1 protein-coding gene is annotated in these 1,764 nt (G+C 58.6%); it reads left to right on the top strand.

Features of this window, described 5'->3' with window-relative positions; translation table 11 throughout:
* Window positions 1-1,764 (top strand): condensation domain-containing protein (locus B0O95_RS15130; RefSeq protein WP_233203454.1); only part of this gene is annotated, 1,764 nt, incomplete at both ends.

Here is a 1,764-nt window from a genome sequence, read left to right as displayed (position 1 = left end):
GTTCCCGCTGACGCCGAGCGGCAAGCTCGACCGCCATGCGTTGCCCGCGCCGCACGCCGATGCCTTTGCACGTCAAGCGTATGAAGCCCCGCAGGGCGAAGCTGAAACGACGCTGGCAGCGATTTGGGCTGAATTATTGGGTTTAACGCACATCGGTCGACATGACAGCTTCTTTGCACTGGGTGGAAATTCGCTGCTTGCCGTGCAGATGATCGACCGCTTGCGCCGCGTTGGCCTGATGCTCTCCGTACGCGCGCTATTTGAAACGCCTACGCTCAGCGTATTGGCGCAATCTCTGGGTCAGCACCGGGAAGTGGTCGTACCACCCAATCGCATCACGCCCGACACTACAACGCTGACACCGGAGCAACTGCCGCTCATCGAGCTTACTCAGGCTGACATCGACCGGATCGTCACACAGGTGCCGGGAGGCGTGGCAAATATCCAGGACATCTATGCATTGTCGCCATTGCAGGATGGCATTCTATTTCACCATTTGCTTGCGGCTGACCGTGATCCGTATCTGCTGACCACCCAAATGGCTTTTGCCAATCGGCAAGTGCTGGATCGCTATCTAGAGGCGGTCCAGCAAGTGGTCAATCGCCACGATATTCTGCGCACCGCTTTCGTCTGGGAAGGACTGTCCGTCCCTGCGCAGGTGGTTTGGCGTCATGCATCGCCGGCCGTTACCGAACTTGAGTTGAATCCGGACGATGGGCCAGTCATCGAACAACTGTTACGGCGCTTTGACCCTACTCAATATCGGATCGATTTAACTCAAGCTCCCCTACTCCACTTCGTCATCGCTCAAGATGGCGATGGCCGCTGGCTGCTGCTCGAGTTGCTACATCATCTTATCGGTGATCATGCGACGCAGGAGATCATGCAAACCGAAGTCCAGGCTTTTCTCGAAGGACGAGGCGACGCGTTGCCGCCCGCGCGACCCTTTCGCAATCTCGTGGCACAAGCGCGCCTGGGCATGAGCGAAAGTGAGCATGCGCGCTTCTTTACCGAGATGCTTGCCGATGTGGATGAGCCCACGTTGCCGTTCGGGTTGACCGACGTGCATCGTGACGGCACGCAGGTTACTGAATCGCACCGGATGCTGCCGCAGGACTTGAATGATCGGCTGCGCACGCAAGCCAAACAGCTGGGCGTGAGTCTGGCCAGCTTATGCCATCTGGCTTGGGCGCAGGTACTGGCGCGAGTCACTGGCCAGCAGCAAGTGGTATTTGGCACCGTGTTGTTCGGTCGCATGCAAGCAGGTGACGGCGCTGACAGTGCCATGGGATTGTTCATCAATACGTTACCACTTCGCGTCGATCTGAATAACAGCGTTCAAGACGGTGTGCGTCACACGCATGCCCGCCTGGCTACCCTGCTTGAACATGAACATGCGTCGCTGGGACTCGCACAACGCTGTAGTGGCGTACCCGCCGGTACACCGCTGTTCAGCGCGCTGCTGAACTATGTGCACGAAGGAGTGTCGCCCAGCGAGATCCAGACCACGCCCGGCATCGAATTCTTGGGTTCCCAAGAGCGTGACAATTACCCTCTCGGACTGTCGGTGGAAGATCGCGGCCACGCGCTGGGGCTAACTGCCCAGGCCGTGCAGCCGCTCGATCCCGATCGGATATGTAGCTATATGCAACAGGCGTTGGAAAGCCTGGCCACGGCACTCGAGCACACACCGGATCTACCCGTCCAGCAACTGAACGTGCTGCCAGCTAACGAGCGCACACTGTTACTCGAGACGTGGAACGC

The organism is Mycetohabitans endofungorum (assembly GCF_002927045.1).
In the GTDB taxonomy this organism is placed as follows: domain Bacteria; phylum Pseudomonadota; class Gammaproteobacteria; order Burkholderiales; family Burkholderiaceae; genus Mycetohabitans; species Mycetohabitans endofungorum.
Note: the sequence above shows the minus strand (reverse complement) of the source record. Positions and strands in the feature narration are given on the sequence as shown.